The 17,545-nt window shown below is 62.1% G+C and carries 16 protein-coding genes and 3 tRNA genes; 8 read left to right on the forward strand and 11 right to left on the reverse strand.

Going from position 1 to position 17,545, the window contains the following annotated elements:
* Window positions 1-9: 9 nt before the first annotated feature.
* The 5 genes from AC1DYR_RS20485 to AC1DYR_RS20505 form a co-directional block, all read right to left on the reverse strand.
* Entirely contained in the window at window positions 10-942 is a 933-nt protein-coding gene (locus tag AC1DYR_RS20485; protein ID WP_477706723.1) for an alpha/beta fold hydrolase, read from the reverse strand.
* A gap of 34 nt (window positions 943-976) precedes the next feature.
* A complete protein-coding gene (locus tag AC1DYR_RS20490; RefSeq protein ID WP_477706724.1) occupies window positions 977-1,465 on the reverse strand; it encodes a nuclear transport factor 2 family protein in 489 nt (162 codons plus the stop codon).
* Between the two features lie 82 nt (window positions 1,466-1,547).
* Entirely contained in the window at window positions 1,548-2,063 is a 516-nt protein-coding gene (locus tag AC1DYR_RS20495) for a CinA family protein (RefSeq protein WP_477706725.1), read from the reverse strand.
* Window positions 2,060-2,605 carry a phosphatidylglycerophosphatase A family protein gene (locus AC1DYR_RS20500; protein WP_477706726.1) on the reverse strand — a complete coding sequence of 182 codons (546 nt, stop codon included), beginning with the start codon at window positions 2,603-2,605 and terminating at the stop codon, window positions 2,060-2,062. Before AC1DYR_RS20500 ends, AC1DYR_RS20495 begins: the two co-directional genes overlap by 4 nt.
* Complete coding sequence (locus tag AC1DYR_RS20505) at window positions 2,602-3,516, reverse strand: LysR family transcriptional regulator (protein WP_477706727.1); 915 nt, start codon at window positions 3,514-3,516, stop codon at window positions 2,602-2,604. Before AC1DYR_RS20505 ends, AC1DYR_RS20500 begins: the two co-directional genes overlap by 4 nt.
* 142 nt (window positions 3,517-3,658) lie before the next feature.
* On the opposite strand from AC1DYR_RS20505, the gene AC1DYR_RS20510 reads away from it, so the two are divergent.
* A complete protein-coding gene (locus AC1DYR_RS20510) occupies window positions 3,659-3,850 on the forward strand; it encodes a hypothetical protein (RefSeq protein ID WP_477706728.1) in 192 nt (63 codons plus the stop codon).
* A gap of 42 nt (window positions 3,851-3,892) precedes the next feature.
* Here AC1DYR_RS20510 and thiL read toward each other — a convergent pair whose 3' ends face one another.
* The 5 genes from thiL to apaG form a co-directional block, all read right to left on the reverse strand.
* Window positions 3,893-4,885: a thiamine-phosphate kinase gene (gene thiL / locus AC1DYR_RS20515; protein ID WP_477706729.1), complete on the reverse strand. Its 993-nt coding sequence runs from the start codon at window positions 4,883-4,885 to the stop codon at window positions 3,893-3,895.
* A 61-nt stretch (window positions 4,886-4,946) separates the two neighbouring features.
* Entirely contained in the window at window positions 4,947-6,086 is a 1,140-nt protein-coding gene (locus AC1DYR_RS20520) for a YbdK family carboxylate-amine ligase (RefSeq protein ID WP_477706730.1), read from the reverse strand.
* Window positions 6,076-7,335 carry a cation:proton antiporter gene (locus AC1DYR_RS20525; protein WP_477706731.1) on the reverse strand — a complete coding sequence of 420 codons (1,260 nt, stop codon included), beginning with the start codon at window positions 7,333-7,335 and terminating at the stop codon, window positions 6,076-6,078. The genes AC1DYR_RS20520 and AC1DYR_RS20525 overlap by 11 nt, the downstream gene beginning before the upstream one ends.
* Before the next feature lie 419 nt (window positions 7,336-7,754).
* Window positions 7,755-9,716, reverse strand: a complete 1,962-nt coding sequence (locus tag AC1DYR_RS20530; protein WP_477706732.1) for a site-specific recombinase — start codon at window positions 9,714-9,716, stop codon at window positions 7,755-7,757.
* Between the two features lie 21 nt (window positions 9,717-9,737).
* The gene (apaG, locus tag AC1DYR_RS20535) at window positions 9,738-10,133 is read right to left on the reverse strand and encodes a Co2+/Mg2+ efflux protein ApaG (protein WP_477706759.1); all 396 of its coding nucleotides are present in this window, start codon (window positions 10,131-10,133) and stop codon (window positions 9,738-9,740) included.
* A gap of 97 nt (window positions 10,134-10,230) precedes the next feature.
* Here apaG and rpe point away from each other — a divergent pair, with 97 nt between their 5' ends.
* From rpe to AC1DYR_RS20555, 4 genes are all read left to right on the forward strand, one after another.
* Window positions 10,231-10,926 carry a ribulose-phosphate 3-epimerase gene (gene rpe / locus AC1DYR_RS20540; RefSeq protein WP_477706733.1) on the forward strand — a complete coding sequence of 232 codons (696 nt, stop codon included), beginning with the start codon at window positions 10,231-10,233 and terminating at the stop codon, window positions 10,924-10,926.
* Window positions 10,927-11,014: 88 nt separating this feature from the next.
* Entirely contained in the window at window positions 11,015-12,595 is a 1,581-nt protein-coding gene (locus AC1DYR_RS20545; RefSeq protein ID WP_477706734.1) for an adenylate/guanylate cyclase domain-containing protein, read from the forward strand.
* Between the two features lie 119 nt (window positions 12,596-12,714).
* Window positions 12,715-13,467 carry a response regulator transcription factor gene (locus tag AC1DYR_RS20550; RefSeq protein WP_477706735.1) on the forward strand — a complete coding sequence of 251 codons (753 nt, stop codon included), beginning with the start codon at window positions 12,715-12,717 and terminating at the stop codon, window positions 13,465-13,467.
* Between the two features lie 42 nt (window positions 13,468-13,509).
* Window positions 13,510-16,038 (forward strand): PAS domain S-box protein, encoded by a 2,529-nt coding sequence (locus tag AC1DYR_RS20555; protein WP_477706736.1) that lies wholly within the window; start codon window positions 13,510-13,512, stop codon window positions 16,036-16,038.
* Window positions 16,039-16,195: 157 nt separating this feature from the next.
* Here the strand turns inward: AC1DYR_RS20555 and AC1DYR_RS20560 are convergent, their stop codons facing one another.
* Complete coding sequence (locus tag AC1DYR_RS20560) at window positions 16,196-16,642, reverse strand: hypothetical protein (RefSeq protein ID WP_477706737.1); 447 nt, start codon at window positions 16,640-16,642, stop codon at window positions 16,196-16,198.
* A 460-nt stretch (window positions 16,643-17,102) separates the two neighbouring features.
* Between AC1DYR_RS20560 and AC1DYR_RS20565 the strand changes: the two genes are divergently transcribed.
* The 3 genes from AC1DYR_RS20565 to AC1DYR_RS20575 all read left to right on the forward strand — a co-directional run bounded on the left by AC1DYR_RS20565 (window position 17,103) and on the right by AC1DYR_RS20575 (window position 17,523).
* Window positions 17,103-17,178: transfer RNA gene (locus tag AC1DYR_RS20565), tRNA-Gly, on the forward strand.
* Between the two features lie 174 nt (window positions 17,179-17,352).
* Window positions 17,353-17,437 (forward strand) — tRNA-Thr (locus tag AC1DYR_RS20570).
* Between the two features lie 8 nt (window positions 17,438-17,445).
* Window positions 17,446-17,523, forward strand: a tRNA-Glu gene (locus AC1DYR_RS20575).
* Window positions 17,524-17,545: the final 22 nt, after the last annotated feature.

The following is a 17,545-nucleotide window of genomic DNA, read 5'->3' on the forward strand; positions in this document are numbered from 1 at the left end:
CCCTTGAAGTCAGCGAAAGAAGTTGTGCAGCGCGGTGGCCGTCGCCACGGGCTGTTCCTCGGGGATGAAATGGCCCGCCGGCATGGCATGGCCCGAGACCTCGCCGCTGCATTGCGCCTCCCAGAGCGCCAGCGGGTCGAACATCCGGTGCACCACACCGCGTTCGCCCCACAGGAGCAGCAAATCGCAGGCCACCTTCAGGTGCTGCGCGCGGCTTTCGCGGTCATGGTCCAGGTCAATCCCGGCGCTGGCCCGGTAGTCTTCGCAGGCCGAATGCAGCGCTTCGGCGTTGCAAAAGCAGCGCTCGTATTCGGCCAGGGCCTGAGGCTCGATGTAATTGAGGCCCGCGCTGCCCCAGCCGCCGAGCTTGGCATGCAGGTAGGCCTTGGCGGTTTCGGGGTGGTTGGCGCCCATCATGATTTCGGGCAGCGGCGCCGGCTGCAACATATGGAACCAGTGGTAATAGGCGCGCGCAAACGCCATGTAGGGCTGCGTCATGCTGCGGCCTTCATACATGTCCAGTGTGGGGGCGATGTCGATGATGCAGAGCTTTTGCACGCGTGCCGCGTAGTCCAGCGCCAGCCGATGCGCCACACGCCCGCCGCGGTCGTGGCCGCAGAGGTAAAAGCGGTCCACACCCAGGGCATCCATCACCCCGACCATGTCGTGCGCCATGTTGCGTTTGCTGTAGTTGCTGTGGTCGGGAAGGCCTGCGGTTTTGGAAGAGTCTCCATAACCCCGCAGATCGGGCATGACCAGGAAGTAGTGTTTTGCCAGGCGCTGCGCTACGCGGTGCCACATCACATGCGACTGCGGAAAACCATGCAGCAGCAACAGGGCCGGGCGCAGCGGATCACCCGGCACGACCCGGGAAAACCGCGCGTTGATGGACGCGCCGTTGACCTCAAAGCTGCATGATTCAAAACCGTCAAACCAGGACATGGGAACTCCCGTTCAGATCAACTCTTGCGCGGGCCTAGTGTCGCGTCACCAGGTATTTTTGCAGATTTGCTGCTGCCTGCGCGCGCACCTTGTTGCGCAGGAAAGGCGTCCAGCCCAGCAGCAGGCCGGGCGCGCCCAGCGCCTGGCGCGACCAGGCCCAGAAATCAAAGCGGTCACGGTGCCGTGTGATCAGGCCCTGTTCATTGAATTCAAACGCACCGTCAACGCTGTTGTGCACCATGCGCCCGGTGGCGCTGAAGCGGTAGTAGGCATCCCAGTGCGACTTTCCCGTGCTCGCACCGGCTTCAAGCCCGCTGTAGGTGAGCTTCCATACATCCATGCCCTTGGCTTTTGTGGCGTCGCACAGCATGTGCCACATGCCGGTGACCTCGCGGTGCCCCCGCAGCGAAAACGCCGCGTCGTCAAAGGCGGCGTCTGGTGCGTAACAGGTCGCCATGGTGTCGGAATCCAGCCGTGCGAAGGCGGTGTAAAACTTCTCGAGTGTGGCCTGGTTGGGGTGCATGGTGTCTCCTGGGTTGTTTTCGGGTGGCCTGGTGGCTTCGCGACTCTATAGCGCTTCGGTTTGTGCCGGCGTCGCTCACGCGTCAGCCGGCTTCGCGCAGCAATTGCAGCAGCCGCTGCAGCGCATGCTGCACCGTGGCGCTGCGCACCGCGGCCCGGTCGCCGTCAAAGCGCCGGACTTCGGACACCAGCCGGCCCGGCAGCGCAAAACCAAACCATACCGTGCCGACAGGCTTGGCGGCACTGCCGCCCGTCGGGCCAGCCACCCCTGTGACCGCCACGGACACCTGTGCGAGAGAGCGGCTCAAGGCTCCGGATGCCATCGCACGGGCCACTTCTTCGCTGACGGCGCCGTGCTGGGTGATCAGCGCAGCATCCACGCCCAGCAGTTCGATTTTTGCTTCGTTGGAATAGGTGACAAAACCGCGCTCGAACCAGGCGCTGGAGCCCGCCAGGTCGGTGCACGCCGCCGAGATCATGCCGCCCGTGCAGCTCTCGGCCGTGGCGAGCATCCAGCCTTTTTTGAGCAATAAATCGGCCACCAAGCCAATGGGATCCTGCGCAAGCAGCTCCTCTTTTGATAGCAATTCACTGCTCACCAGAATCTCCAGAAGGCGATCACCAGCAGGGCGCAGAACGCCGCCACAAAATCGTCAAACAAAATGCCGAAGCCGCCGCGCCAGCCAAAGCCTTTGAAAACCTGGTCCGCCCACGCCACCGGGCCGGGCTTCACGGCGTCAAAAAAGCGGAACAGCAAAAACGCGGCGAGTTGCGCTTCGAAGCCCGCCGGCATGACCAGCCACAACACCAGCCAGAAGGCCACCACCTCATCCCAGACGATGTTGCCGGGGTCGAGCACGTTCATGGCCTTCGCGGTGACGGTGCAGGCCCACCAGCCAATCAGGGTAGAGGCGGCAATCAGCCAGCCCATGTCGGCCGGCGACAGCCACTGCTGCAGCACCAGAAAGGCCAGCCATGCCCACAGTGTGCCGGCCGTGCCGGGTGCCACCGGGCTCAGGCCCGAGCCGAAACCAAGGGCGATGAAATGCGCAGGATGCGACAGCAGGAACCGGACATTGGGCCGGAACCGCGGTGGGCTGAGGGTTTCTGATGGGGGAGTGAGTTCGGACATGGGGGTCATGAGGCCGGGGCGGCGTTGGTTTTTTCCAGCCATTCGGCCCAATGGTCGATACAGGCCTTGATTTTGGGCAGGCGGTGGCGGTTGGTGAGCGTCACGGCGTAAATCGGGCTGGGTTGTTCATCGACAAAGTCTGCAAGCACCGGAACGAGCAAACCCTTGCGCACCAGCGGTTCGGCGACCAGCGTGGCGCAACGTGAAATGCCCAGGCCCTGCAGCGTCAGCGTGGCGGTCATGCCGGTATTGTCGGATCGCCAGGATGCCTTGGGCACGATCACGCTGGGTTTTCCGTCAATCACGAAGGGCCAGTGGTTGAGCATGGGCACGCCGCTGTTGGTGATCAGCCGGTGGCTGTGCAACTCATCGGGGTGCCGGGGTGTTCCGTAGGCCTGAAGATAGCCCGGCGCGGCATACAGCCTCCGGCCCAGCGCACCGATTTGCCGTGCAACGACCGTGTCGGTCACCGGTGTACCTGTGCGAATCGCGATGTCGATGCCGTCGCGCGCCATGTCCACCAGGCGGTCTTCCACCTGGAGGTCCACGCACAGCTGCGGATGGCGCTGGTGCAGGCTGTCAAAACTGGGCGCCAGCAGGTACTGGGCGACCACCGTGCTGGCCGCCACACGCACCCACCCGGTGGCTTGCCGCGACTGGCTGGCAAATTCGCCTTCCAGCTCGTCGAGCGTTCCCACGATGCGGCGGCAGTACTGCAGAAAGGTTTCGCCCTCGGCGGTGGGCGCCAAACCGTGCGTGGAGCGATGGATCAGGCGTGTGCCGCAGGCTTTTTCGATGCGGCTCAGGCTGCGCGAAACCTGACTGACCGGCACGTCGCGTTCGCGGGCAACAGCCGAGAGGGTGCCCAGCTCGGCCACGCGGGCAAAGAGGAGCATGTCGTCGAAGCCAAGGTTGCGCATGGGCCAATGGTAACCAGTACAAGGCCTGCGGGCGGCTTTGCAGCCAGCGCAAGACCCATTTGCGGACCATGCCGTTTCCGGCAGGCCGTGCTTTTCCTACAGTGCTTTCACCCCGTAACAAACCCGGGGGAAGGAAACCATCATGAACAACCCCAACCAGCTTGACGAGTACAACCGGCTGATCGATCTGGCCGGGCAGCGTGCCAGGCAACTGCGCCGCGAGGCCATGGAGAATTTCGGCCATGGGGCCGCCCCGGCCGCCCTGCGGGCCGCAACCCGGTTTGTACAGAGTCTGGCGCGCCATGCCCGGCTGCGCAAACAGACCGGGACCTGAACCACGCCGGTGCCGGCGCGCAGACGCTTTGTCTTCCCTTGTTTATTTCCCGGCAAAGTGATCAAACGAGGAGAAGCGTTGCGAAACAGCTTTTCCTTGTGCATCAATCAGTCGGAGGCCCGGCTGGGAGTCGATTTTCCCGACGCGGGTGACGGGCGTCGCGGCAAGCCGTGAAGCTGCCCGTACGGCCTCACGCGCGGAGGGCGGCGCGGTGAAGGCGAGCTCATAGTCATCCCCGCCGGCCAGTGCGCATTCCAGCTGCTTTTCATGGGGAAATGTGCCTTCTGCCCAATCAGGCAAAGCGCGGTCAGCTATCAAATTGATAGTAAGCGAGGTATCGATGGTAGCGCCGGCGCCGGACGCCTTGAGGATGTGCTGCAAGTCACCCAGCAGGCCGTCGCTCACGTCGATGGCGGCAGAAGCAATACCCCGCAGGGCCAGGCCGAGGGCGATACGGGGCGTGGGCTGTTCAAGCCTCTGCCGGGCTTGCGAAAGGATTCCCGCAGGCAGGGCCAGGGTGCCGCGCAGCGCTTCCAGTGCGAGCCGGGCGTCACCCAGCGTGCCGCTGGCATAGATGTCGTCACCGGGCTTTGCACCGGAGCGCAACAGTGCCTGGCTTTTGCCGCCGACCACAGGCACCTCGCCGAACACCGTGATGCAGATGTTGAGCGGCCCCTGGGTGGTGTCGCCGCCCACCAGTTCGCAGCCGTGCGCATCGGCCAGCGCCAGTAGTCCTTGCGAAAACGCGGCCAGCCAGGCTTCGTCGACGCGGGGCAAGGCCAGGGCCAGCGTGAATGCCAGGGGCCGGGCGCCGCAGGCGGCCAGGTCGCTGAGGTTGACGGCCAGCGCCTTGTGGCCTAGCGTAAAAGGATTTACATCTGCGAAGAAATGCCGGCCCTCGACCAGCATGTCGCTGGAGATGGCCAGCTGTGTGCCGGGCGTGGGCTGCAGCAATGCGCAGTCGTCACCGACACCCAGGACGGCCCGGCCGGCGGGGCGCGTGAAATAGCGTGCGATCAGGTCGAATTCACCCATACGCCGAGCATACAGGCCCGTGAACAGGTTCCAGGAGCCGCGGGTATCCGGCAAAGCCGGATCAGGGGTGCTGCTGGTGCGTGACGCCACCGCGGAAACGGTCGGCCGCCTGGCGTATGACTTCGGCCAGCAGGTGTTCCTCGCCCTGCTTTTCGCGCAGCCAGCGGGCGTCATTGTCGGCACGCTCCACACTGTTGCGCAGCAGGTGCAGCGACGCGCCGGCGCCCATGCCGGTGGCATGGCGTTCAATCTGCGCCATGGTCAGCAGGATGTGCTCGCGCAGCGGCATGTGCCCGCCGGTGGCCGGGTCGACATAGACCGCGTCCAGCCCGAAGCGGCAGGCCTGGAAGCGGTTGTAGGTGTAGACCAGGTAATCGTCTTCGACCGGCATGAAGGGCTGTTCGTGCATGAACCAGGAGGCCAGTGACTGCACAAAGCCGGCCAGGGCCGTGGCGCGCTCCACCGTGAGCGGCGTGTCGAACACGCGGATCTCGATGGTGCCGAACTCCGGCTTGGGCCGGATGTCCCAGTAAAAGTCCTTCATGCTCTTGACCACGCCGGTGCGCGTCATCTTGTCGAAGTACACGGTGAAGTCGTCCCACGTCAGGGCAAACGGTGCACGGCCCGACAGCGGAAAGGCAAACACGGAGTTGAGCCGCGCCGAATCAAAAGCTGTGTCTTGCCCCTGCACATAAGGCGAAGACGCCGACAGGGCAATGAAGTGCGGGATATAGCGCGACATGCGGTGCAGCGTCAGCAAGGCACTGTCGGCGTTGGGGCAGCCCACGTGCACATGCTGGCCGAAAATCGTGAACTGCTTGGAAAGGTAGCCGTACAGCTCCGACAGTTCGCGAAAGCGCGGTTTGTCGTAAATGCGGCGCTCGTGCCATTGCTGGAACGGATGCGTGCCGCCGCCGACCACCGCAATGTTGAGCTTGTCGGCACTCTTGACGAGCGCGTCGCGAATCTGCGAAAGCTGGCCCAGCACCTCCGAGGCGTTGTGGCACACGCCGGTCGAGATCTCGATCATGCTGGACGTCATCTCCGGCACCACGGCGCCGGGCAGTGGAATTTTGGCCATCAGGCGCAGCATGTCTTCGGCATATGGCGCGAGGTCGTAGTCGTGGGTATTGACGAGCTGCAGTTCAAGCTCGACACCCAGCGAGAGGGCCGCGGATTTCTGGAAAGGCTCAAGACTCATGAACAGGTCCTGTGGAAGGGCTGCGCGTGAGCGGCGCCCAGGGTTTGGAGCTTTCGCCCGAGCGGTAGATGGCCACGGTGGCGAGCACGGCGCCCAGCACTTCCATCAGCAAGATCGCAGGCAAGGCCACGCTGGCAATCTGGCGCCCCGTGGCGCCCGAGGCCGACGCAAACTGTGAGACCAGCAGCAGCGCCACCGATGACATCGGCGACATCGCGCAGCCGACCCAGAGGGCCTGCTTCCAGCTGGCGCCGCTGCCCACGTTGCCGATGGCGACACCGGCAATCTTGGCAACCATGCGGGCCACCACCATGCCGATGACCAGCCCGGCGACGGGCCCGCTCCAGTCTGCCTGCGCAGCCACCACGGAGACCAGCACAAACATCAACATGGTCAGCATCGACGACGCCGTGCCCATCTGCCGCGGCCATGACCAGGGGCGCGGGTTCAGTTGCTTGAGCAGCATGCCGCCCAGCAGGGCCGCCAGCGGCGCCGAGCCGCCGAAGTGGGCTGCAAGCGCCGCGCCAGTGGCGATCAGTGCCAGAAGCAGGATGGCGGTGTTTTCGCTGGTGGGGCTCATCACCCGCAAGGCGATGCGCAACGTGAGCGCGAGCACAGCGCCAACCACGACAGACAGGCCCAACACCACCAGCACTGCGTAGAGCGGGCTTGACAGCGCGGCTTCGCCCCGCGGCATCAGGCCGGCGCGGGCGCTGCACAGCGTGAGGGCATACAGGGTGCCCAGCGTTGACAGCACCAGGGCGCGTTCCGTCACTGGTCCGGCGGCACCTGTGTCGATCGCCACGCGCGAGAGAACGGCCGGTGATGCGGCCATGGCCAGCAGCGCGAGCGACTCCGCAACGATCTCGCGTACGCCCAGCTTGCTCAGGGCCCAGTGGACAAAAACATAGGTGAGGGCAGATTCAGCCAGGCTTTGCACCAGCACCATGGGGTTGTGGCGAAACCAGCGCAGCGGAATGCGCCCGCCCGCTTCAAACAGCACCACGGCAACGCCCAGCTCCAGCAGGAAAAGCCCGGTGCCCTGCAATGGCCACACGGCGCCGGTAAAACCCGCCAGTCCGGCCAGCCCGCCCACGAGTGAATAACCAATGACCTTGGGCAGGCCGGTGTAGCGGTTTGCGAGGTGGCCGGCGGCGGCGGCCACCGCCAGCAGGATGGACCATTGCACGGTCGGCAAACCTGCCGACGGCTTGATCCACTCAGCCCATATGGCCAGGATTTCGTTCATACGGGGTTGTCTCCACTGTCGTCAGGACTTCTTCTACAAGCATGCCCTGTGTCTGCGGCATGTTGCGCGTTGAGTGGCCAGCCTTGGCGGCATCAAGCCCGGTGGTGTTCCTGAAAAGAAACGTTGCATTAATTTACAGGCGCCTCGCGGCGGGACCTGTAGGACAAGACCTGAACATGAAGCTCACCCCTATCGGGCTCACTGCGTGTAGCCCTTTTCCCCTTGCAGGGGACGGCGCCTGCGGCCCGGCAAAGCCGGTTCCGCGGCCCCTGCTTGCTTGAAGATTCTGTGAGTGCGATCAGTGATGGAGGCATTTCACCAGTGGGGGCCGAGGGTCCGGCTTCGCCGGCCCCAGGCGCCGTCCCCTTGAGGGGAGAACAGGCTACACGCAGTGAGCCTGGACAGGGGGGAGCCAGTTTCTAGGGCATAAAGAAGCTGCGCGGATGGCTGCGCAGGCGTGCCCAGATGGCGATGCGTATGCGGGCGCGGTCGAGGTTGCTCACGTTGTGGGCTTGCAGTGCCAGGCGAAACGCCAGGTAAAAACTCACGCCGAGGTTGAGCGCGCCTATCAGGGGAATGGCAAGAATGCAGGACCAGATTTGCCAGTGTCGGAATGCTTCGAGCCCGAGAGAGGCGCCGGCCGCTGCCAGTTGTCCGGTTGACAGGGTGACGTGGCGGGCCTGGAGTTCAACCCCGAAGAAACCGGTGAAGGCCGGTATGAGGCCGAGCATGAAACCCAGTGCGATGTTGGACGCGAAACCCGAAATGTTGTCGCGCATGAAGCCGGACCAGCGCGCAGCGCGCTCGCCGCCCAGCACGGAAGTGATGCGCGGGTTGTGGCGCATCGCCGAATCAAGATGATGCAGTACAAACCAGTTCTCGGTCCAGCCCCCGATCATGCTGGCTGCGAACAGGATGCCGCCGGTGAACCCGGCCCACAGCAGGGCGGGGCCCATCACGGTGAGGGTTTCCAGCACATGATGCGCGTCGGCCACGCTGATCATGGGCCGGCCCAGAACGACCTGGATCAGCGTGTTGACGAGCAGCACGGCCGGCACGACCATGAATACATTGCCGCACACCGCCGCAACTTGCGAACGCACCAGGTGCGTCACCTCGTCGACAAACGCTTCAATGGGGCTGGTCGTATCGACCGAACCGATGTCCTTGAGCTTGGCCGCCATCGCCGGTGCGGTCATGGCAGGCTGCTTGGTGGCCAATGTGAAATGCAGAAGCTGGATGACAACAAAGCTGCCGGCATAGACGACGCTGGACCAGAAGCCCCCCCAGAAGGCAGAAAGACCAACGGCGACGACCATGAATTTCAGGAGCGTGGTGAAAGCGGTGATCGCTCCGCCGCCCATGGCCTTGCCCAGCATTTCACGGTACTCCTCGCGGGTACGGGTGATGTAGGTTTCCCCGGTCTCCGCGCTGCGCTCAGCCATCTTGGCCGACAGCAGCGTGGAGTTGGCGCTGATCAGCGCGCCTATGCTTTTACTCTCCTGCGCCGTGATGACGCGGCGCGTCAGCAGTTTCAGCGCAGCCATGCCGGGTTTGGCCGAAAGCAGGGCGTCCAGCAGTTCGCGCACGCGCAGGATGCGTTCGCGCAACTGGCGCAGGCGAAACACCATGCCGACGGAGATACCGTGGTCTTCGAGGTGCACATAAATGCTGTTGACGGCCTGGCGGCAGGCGTCCAGTCGCTCACGGTACTGTGCGATGGCGGATTGCAGCTGGGCTTCGTTCCGGTCAGGCTTGAAGAACGCGTTGCGCAGCTCGTCAATATCAGCGGGCAAGGCATGGAAGGCCCGGGCGTGTGGCGTGGCGCGGTTCATGCGCAGGCGCAGCTCCGGCGCAAAACCGGTGGCGCGAATCTGCGCAGTGCAATACGTCAAGGCGTCCATCAGGCTGTATTGCCAGTGCAGTGCATCGAGCTTTGGGCTGGCCGATAACAGCTGCGTGAGGCGGCTGATCTGGGCGTCTTCCAGTGCGCCCATCCACTGGGCATCAAAACGTGTGGGGGCGACCAGTGGGAAAAGCTCCGAAGCATCGGTGGTTTCGGGCGTTCCGGGCAGCAGCTTGCGACGCAGGCGTTCGGCCAGCTCGCTGACAAACGCCGTGCGCGGAGCAAAGCCGAAGTCGGCCAGCAAGGTGGTGATGTCAACGGTCTGCATCAGCGTTTGCCACCAGGCTTGCAGCCGTGTGCGCACTTCGGGCTGCATCTCCACCGCATCCATCAACGCCTGTACCCGTGACACGGCCGCAGGCACGGAAGTCTGGTCGCCGCGAATCCACTCGAAAAGCTTGATCAGCCAGACATGGCGCTGGGCCAGGTCGGCGTCGGGGTCGAGCGCCTTCAGGAGGGAAGCAAGATCCTTCATCAGCCGGTCAAACCCATCCGTTCAGTGCAGCACCCGGCCGTGCGGGGCGCTGCCGTCGTGTGCTTCCAGAACGAACATGGCAATGGGTACATCAAAACGTTCGCCATCTTCAGCCACACAAAAATAGCTGCCGTGCATGGTGCCGGTGGGAGTGCGCAGGCGCGATCCGCTGGTGTACTGGAAGGACTCGCCCGGCTTGAGCAGCGGCTGGTGACCCACAACACCAAGCCCCTTGACTTCCTCGTTGTGGCCGTTGGCGTCGCTGATGATCCAGTGGCGGGAAATCAGCTGGGCGGTCACATCGCCGGTGTTGGTTACCGTCACGGTATAGGAAAAACCGTAGATGTGGTCTTCCGGGGCCGACTGGTCAGGCTGGTATTGCGGAACGACTTCGCAGGAGAACTGGTATTTGGGCATGGCAGGTAAACGGTTGGCATCCATGTTAACCGCCTGCCCGGGAGGCTGTCATGCGTGCGGGCATGACGCGGAGGGGGCTTGCTGCGACAATCCGGCCATGCCTAAAAACACGCCACCCACTTACCGGATCGCCCCCTCTATTTTGTCCGCCGACTTTGCCCGGCTGGGTGACGAGGTCAAAGCCGTGATTGCTGCAGGAGCCGACTGGATCCACTTCGACGTCATGGACAACCACTATGTGCCCAACCTGACCTTTGGGCCGATGATTTGCCAGGCGCTCAAGCCCCATGCAAAAAAAGCTGACGGCACTGCCGTGCCGGTGGATGTCCACCTGATGGTGCAGCCCGTCGATGCACTGGCTGCGGCCTTTGCCGATGCGGGTGCCGACTTCATCAGTTTTCACCCCGACGCGTCGGGCCATGTGCACCGCAGCGTGCAGGCCATCAAGGCAAAAGGCTGCAAAGCAGGGCTGGTGTTCAACCCGGCTTCTCCGCTGGATGTGCTGGACTGGGTGATTGAGGATATTGATCTCATCCTGATCATGAGCGTCAATCCGGGCTTTGGCGGACAAAGCTTTATTGACTCCGCGTTGCGCAAAATAGAAGATGCGAGAAAACGCATTGACACGTCGGGAAAAGACATTCGCCTGGAAGTCGATGGGGGCATCAAGACCGACAATATCGCGCGCGTGGCATCGGCCGGTGCCGATACCTTTGTCGCCGGCAGTGCGATTTTCGGGAAACCCGACTACAGGGCGGTGATTGACGCCATGCGGGTAGAGCTGGTGAAATAAGGCAAACTGCAGCGATGCAGACCCCTATCTCCCTGCCCGAAAACCGGTAGGGCCGCGACTGGCCCGGCATTCATGGAAGAGCCGCATCATGACTGAACCTGTGAAGCCGCCGGTTAGCGACACGCCCTCCGTGCGGAGGGCGCGCATCCTGGTGGTGGACGATACCGAGGACATACGCTATTTCCTCGCGACGCTGCTGCAGGACAAGTACGAAGTGATTGCCGCAGCGTCAGGTGAGGCCGGGCTGCAGGCGGCAACTTCAGGTGTGCGCCCCGAGATCATCCTGCTGGATGTGATGATGCCCGGCATGGACGGCTACGAGGTGATGCGGCAACTGGCAGGCGATCCGCGCACGGCTGATATCCCGGTGATCTTCCTGACGGCGCTTGCCAGCGTGGAGGAGGAGCAATATGGGCTGGATCTGGGGGCCACCGACTACATCACCAAACCCGTCAGCCCGCCCATCCTGTTGGCGCGCGTCAGGATGCATCTTGAACGCAGCGCCAATGCCAAGCGCCTGAAGACCCTGTCAGAACAACTGTCGCGTTACCTGGCACCGCAGGTCTACCAGTCCCTGTTTGACGGGTCACGCCAGGCCGAAATCGAGACGCAGCGCAAATGGCTCACGGTGTTTTTTTCGGACATCAAGAACTTCACCGAATCGACCGGTAAGTGGCAGCCCGAAGAAGTCACGTTCCTGCTGAACAGCTATTTCGAAGAGATGTCGCAAATCGCGGCCGACTATGGAGCCACGCTGGACAAATTCATCGGCGATGCCATCGTGATTTTTTTCGGGGACCCGCACACCCTCGGCCGGCAGCAGGATGCCGTGCAGTGCGTCCGGATGGCTGTGGCCATGCTGGTGCGGCTTGACGAGCTCCAGGTACGGTGGAAGGCGATGGGCATCGACAAGGCGTTTGAAATACGCATCGGCATCCATTCCGGGTTTTGCGATGTCGGAAATTTCGGCAGCAAGCTGCGCATGGACTACACCATCATTGGCCGGGAGGTGAACCTTGCCGCGCGGCTTGAGCAGGCCGCAGAGCCCGGCCAGATGCTGATCTCCCGCGAAACCCATGCACTGGTCCAGGCGGAAATCCAGGCCGAAGCGCGGCCTGCCGTTACGGCCAAGGGATTTGCGGAGCCCATTCCGGTTTATGCGGTGCTGAAACCGGCGCGCCTGCCGCAGGCTGTTGCGACAGCGGCTCCGCCAACGTTGCAGCCGCCGCCGCGGGATACCGTCAAAACGCCGGGCACGGGAATTCCCATGGCGGGTGCCGCAGACGCCACCTTGCCTGAGAGCATTGCCGGACTGGATCTCAGCATCGGCCTGACCCGTGCAATGGGCATGAAGGGGTTTTACCTGTCGATGCTGCGCCGCTATCTCGACGGCCGCCGGGATACTCCCCGGCATATCCGCGAAGCGCTGGATGCGGGCGACCTGAAGAACGCCGAACTGCTGAGCCATTCCCTGCGCGGCGTTTCGGCCCAGATCGGCGCCATTCGCGTGCCGGCGGATGCGGCCGCGCTTGAGCAGGCCATCAATGAGGGCCTGCCGCGCCAAAGTCTGGACGATTTACTGGGGAAACTGGAGTCATCCCTGGGCGAGCTGATTGCTGCGCTGCAGTCAGGGTTACCACCTGCAGACCCGGCCACCGCAAGCCCCTAGCGAAGCGGCCCATGAGGGGCCGGGCCTGCAGGTGTATCGTTTCCTTACATCGCAAGCCACTAGAATCAGAATGCATTCAGGCGCATGCCACGACTGTTACCCGCGAAAGGACATCCACAGTGCATCCAAACAACGTTTATGCGGTTACACCCAAAGGTCAACAGGAACTGCGCAGTGCCGCCACTTCGATTTCGCAGCCTGAGATTGAATTACTGGTGCGCCTTGATGGCATCCTGACGGTCGCGCAGATCCGGCAGAGCATGGGTGAAGCAGGCAGTGCCACAGTAGACGGCACGCTCGATCTGCTCTATGCCAAGGGGCTCGTGGAAATGGTTCAGCCCGATCCGTTTGCGGCCTCGCTGCAACTCCACCTCAGCCCGTTGGCCCTGACTGCGGCGGACGCGGAAGCCGACGCCTGTGCGGCCACGCTCAAGAAGTCCAATTATTATGTGCGTATTGCGCGCAAACGCGGAGCACCCCGCGCCCATGCACCTGGCGAACGCCTGTCAGTCGTTATCGTGGATGACGAGGAGCACCTCGCCAAATTCCTGCAAAGTTATCTGACGTTCGAGGGGTTCGACGTTCGCACGGCCGGTTCCCGTGCCGAGATCGTGGCGGAATTTCGCAAGCAGCCGATTCCCGATCTGGTGCTTCTGGACGTGATGCTTCCGGATGCGGACGGCTTTGACATCCTGCTGCGGATTCGCTCCCACCCCGTGCTCAAGGACGTTCCGGTCATCATGCTGACCGCCAAGGCAACGCGCGAGTCCGTGCTCAAGGGCCTGGCGGGCGGCGCCGACGGGTATGTCACCAAGCCTGTAGAGACGGAATCACTGATTCAGGCCGTCCGCACCGTGCTGGGCACCCAATAGCACGCCTTTGCGGCGAACAGGCCTGAAGAAGCTCCACGCGCCATGAAAATGCCCTTTCGCTCAAGCATCAACGTGGCCTTGTGTGCCGGAATGGTGCTGATCGCCTTGAGTATCGCGGCATCCTATGTCACCATCAATTCTCTGATCAGCGATGCGCAGAGTGAAAGTGAAGCGCGGGAAAAGGCGCTCGTTCTCCAGCGCGTGGTGTCTGGATTCAAGGCGACGGAATCCTTGCAGCGGCGTTATTTGCTGACCAATGCCTCCAGCGATCTGGCTGACTACCGGCAGTCCCTCGCGCAGATCCAGCAGGCGCTCGAAAGCATGCGGACCAGCCAAGATGTTGTCACCTCCGCTGCAGATTGGCTTGCACTGAAAAATGCGATTACGCGAACGGTCGGCGTGATGGAACAGACCGTCACGGCGCGCCAGCAATCCGGTCTGGAAGCCGCTATAGCTATCGTGGGTGGCCCTCTGAACCGCCAGCTCCATGATGAAATCGAGATCTTGGTTGGCCGTATCAAAGGGGGCGAAGAATCAGCCCTTGAACGCACCAAGGCCGAAACTCGCCAGACAGCTCAAACCGTCAAGCAACTGATCCTTATGGGCGGACTGCTGTCGCTCAGCATATTTGGCTGGGCGATCCAGAGGATTCTCCGGACGCAGGAAAAGCGCCGCCGTGCTGAAGCGCAGCTTTTGGACAGTGAGGCCATGAGCCGGGCCGTGACCGAGAGTATGGCCGAAGGGCTGGTCACGGCAACGGGGGAAGGCCTGATCGTCCACGCGAACAGCGCAGCACGTCATCTTTTTGGTTACCGGCTCGAGGACCTGGTTGGCCAGGAGGTCACCATGCTGTTGCCAACCCGGTACCGTATGGGGTTCAGTGCCTTTTTCTCCGGGCTGGGCGGCCGCCAGCGCGGCTTCCGGGAGTGGGACGTCAAGATCCTGGGCCAGCGCCACGACGGGACTGAATTCCCCGTCAACGTGTCCTTTGGCGATGTCAATGTGAGCGGAAAGCGGCTTTTCACGGCCATCATTCACGACATCTCCGAGAGCGTGCGCATCACCGAGGCCCTTCGCAACAGCGAAGAGCAATTACGCCAGCTGACCGATACTGTCCCGGCCCTGATTGCCTATATCGACGGGGAGCAACGCTTTCAGTTCCACAACCGCGCCTACGAAGAAGCGTTTGGCTTGAAGGCCGAACAAATCGAGAACCGGCCGATGCAGGAAGTGCTTGGCGCCGAGCTGTATGACCAGGTCAGGGTACATGTACGCGAAGCACTTTCCGGCTACTCGGTGCGTCATGAGTTCGAATATGTGACAGCCGGCGGCGACCGCCGCGAGTACGTCATGAACTACTTTCCCAGATATGGTGAAGGCGACGAGCAGGACATGGTCATCGGGTTTTCATCGCTGGGGACGGACGTCACCGAGCTCAAGCGTATCGACCGCATGAAAACCGAATTTGTGTCAACTGTCAGCCATGAGCTGCGCACGCCGCTGACGTCAATACGCGGGTCATTGGGACTGGTATGGGGTGGCGTGGCCGGCGAAATTCCGGAAAAAGCAAAAAACCTCGTAGGCATTGCCCAAAGCAATTGCGAGCGACTGATCCGGCTGATCAACGACATTCTCGACAGCGAGAAAATCGAATCGGGGAAGATGCGTTTCGAGCTGCAGGCGCAGGAGCTTGAGCCATTGCTGGAGCGGGCCCTGGCCGACAACGAGGGCTTTGCCGCCCAGCATGGCGTCAAGCTGGTCCTGCATAAAGCCGAAAATTCCCTGCAGGTCTGTGTTGACAGCGACCGGTTGATCCAGGTGGTGACCAACCTGTTGTCCAATGCCATCAAGTTTTCTCCTCCGGAGGGGACGGTCGACGTGACTGTGCGCAAGCGTGGCCGTCGGGCCCGGGTTGAAATTTCCGACAAGGGCCCCGGGATTCCGGACGAATTCCGGCCGCGCATCTTCCAGAAGTTCTCGCAGGCCGACTCGTCCGACACCCGCCAGAAAGGCGGGACGGGGCTTGGCCTGAGCATTTCCAAAGTCATTCTTGAGCGCATGGAGGGCAACATCGGCTTCACGACCGAGAGCAATGCGGGAACGACGTTTTACTTTGATTTGCCCGAATGGCGCGAAGCCCCTCCTGTCACCGCGCCGGTGGGGCTGTATGCGCGTCCCCGCGTGCTGGTATGCGAAGACGACCCGGATGTCGCCAAGCTTATCGGCATGATCATGGACAAAGGCGGGTACGACGCGGACATGGCGCATACCGCAGACCAGGCACGTGACTATCTCAAGATGGAGACGTATGCTGCCATGACGGTGGACATCAAGCTGCCTTACGAAAACGGCCTCACCGTTGTTCGTGAGCTGCGCGCCAACAAGCGCACCGCCACGCTGCCGGTGCTGGTCTTGTCGGTCATCGCCGCAGAGGCCCGGCAGCATGCAGAAAACCAGTCGCTCGGCGTCTCGGAGTGGCTTGAAAAGCCGCTGGATGAGCAGCGCTTGCTGAAATGCATCAAGCGCGCCATCAAGAGCCGTTCCAACGGGAAACGCGGGGGCGTTCTTTGATGGCACCGGCGCTGTTCCCTCTCGACCGTGACATGGAGTGAAGAAATAAGTATCTGCGAATCGTGGCTTTGAGCGGTTAATGCGGATTTTGCGGAGATGAGGTTCCGCCGGCGTTGTTGCAGTCCTTACCTTCAGTATCGGGTCCAGCAGAAATTCGTCATTTGTCCCCGGGCTTGGCCATGTGGGATAGATCATCTCCAGTCTGTCCCCCAAAGCCCTGCTTCGCAAGCTGCATCAGCAGGCGCCGGCCCTTGGCATCCGTCGTCCGCCAGGCAATGCGGGCGAGTTCGATAAAAGCGTTTTCTGCAGGATTGATTACGTCTCCGCCGTGATCCGTATCCATCCAGCCTTTTGGCTTTCCGGACTTGCTCTCGATCTGCGCGGCGGCTGCATCGCCGATGTTCCGTGCGGTGCCCTTTGCGTCTCCCTTGAACTGGCTCAGTCCGCCAGCGCTGAGGCCGAGCTGCGCGGCGATGCGGCCCAGCATGCCGACAGGGGATTCGCCGGCGGCCAACTCCTTCTCGCTGAACTCCCGAATGATGATCAGCAGATTGTTGCGCCGGTTTCTATTGACGTTCGCTGAGTCCATGTGACGTAATTGCAACAATCCCGATTATTTTGCATCGACCCGTTGACGATGATGTAAAAAGATTTTACATTACCTTTCATCGCTACTTTGACATCAACTCTTTCCACGCACTCATCATGAAACCGATAGCCGCCACTGCAAGAAACAACACCCCCGTTTGGGGCGGTGTTGCCGTGCGTTGCCTTGACGTTCATCTGGGCCAATGCCGTGGGCTGGGTTCATTTGCGCCGTCCATTTTGCGGACCGCCATGCCCAAGCAGAACCACGAGGATTCCACACAACCGGGAGAAGGAGACGCCTGAGCGTACCTTCTAAATCTCTGACACCCAGAGGCCCGGTATCCGCAAGGAACCGGGCCTTTTTGTTTTTCCCTGACGGTGATCGTGCCGTCGATGCGCTTCAAGCGTGGAAGTCTTTAAAAATTTGCAGCGGAACGGCAGCCAAACACTGGATGGCAGCCAGTCCCGCAAAAATTGCGGACATAGCTCAGTAGGTAGAGCGTGAGCCTTCCAAGCTCAATGTCGTCGGTTCGAAGCCGTCTGTCCGCTCCATTTCGGGTGTGCCTGTTTCACGTCACCTGCGCGAGACCGAGGAGACGGTCTGGTGGCGTGTGTGCTGGCAGCCGGGGTTCATGGCCCCGGAAATGCAGTGCAGTGGGAGACCCCGGTTCGGCTTCACGCCGTCCGCTCACATGCAGGTACAGCCGAAATGGACTCAGTTTTTTTGCCCGCGTAGCTCAGCCGACGGAGCGGTAAGGCAGCCGCCTTGTAAGTGGCAGGTCGGCCGTTCAAATCGCGACCGTGGGCGCCAGGGTATTTGTCACGTTCGTCTAGCTGGCTCAGGACACAAGGTTTTCATTCTTGTAGACAGGGGTTCGAATCCCCTACGTGACGCCAATTTCAGCGCTGGCAGCCAGGT

Source organism: Polaromonas sp. P1_F9 (genome assembly GCF_056405615.1).

Coding starts and splice junctions, on each gene's coding strand:
- thiL (WP_477706729.1), bottom strand. CDS start 4,885: ATGGGTGAATTCGACCTGATCGCACGCTATTTCACGCGCCCCGCCGGC.
- AC1DYR_RS20530 (WP_477706732.1), bottom strand. CDS start 9,716: ATGAAGGATCTTGCTTCCCTCCTGAAGGCGCTCGACCCCGACGCCGAC.
- AC1DYR_RS20500 (WP_477706726.1), bottom strand. CDS start 2,605: ATGACCCCCATGTCCGAACTCACTCCCCCATCAGAAACCCTCAGCCCA.
- AC1DYR_RS20520 (WP_477706730.1), bottom strand. CDS start 6,086: ATGAGTCTTGAGCCTTTCCAGAAATCCGCGGCCCTCTCGCTGGGTGTC.
- AC1DYR_RS20525 (WP_477706731.1), bottom strand. CDS start 7,335: ATGAACGAAATCCTGGCCATATGGGCTGAGTGGATCAAGCCGTCGGCA.
- AC1DYR_RS20545 (WP_477706734.1), top strand. CDS start 11,015: ATGACTGAACCTGTGAAGCCGCCGGTTAGCGACACGCCCTCCGTGCGG.
- rpe (WP_477706733.1), top strand. CDS start 10,231: ATGCCTAAAAACACGCCACCCACTTACCGGATCGCCCCCTCTATTTTG.
- AC1DYR_RS20485 (WP_477706723.1), bottom strand. CDS start 942: ATGTCCTGGTTTGACGGTTTTGAATCATGCAGCTTTGAGGTCAACGGC.
- AC1DYR_RS20490 (WP_477706724.1), bottom strand. CDS start 1,465: ATGCACCCCAACCAGGCCACACTCGAGAAGTTTTACACCGCCTTCGCA.
- AC1DYR_RS20505 (WP_477706727.1), bottom strand. CDS start 3,516: ATGCGCAACCTTGGCTTCGACGACATGCTCCTCTTTGCCCGCGTGGCC.
- AC1DYR_RS20510 (WP_477706728.1), top strand. CDS start 3,659: ATGAACAACCCCAACCAGCTTGACGAGTACAACCGGCTGATCGATCTG.
- AC1DYR_RS20555 (WP_477706736.1), top strand. CDS start 13,510: ATGAAAATGCCCTTTCGCTCAAGCATCAACGTGGCCTTGTGTGCCGGA.
- apaG (WP_477706759.1), bottom strand. CDS start 10,133: ATGCCCAAATACCAGTTCTCCTGCGAAGTCGTTCCGCAATACCAGCCT.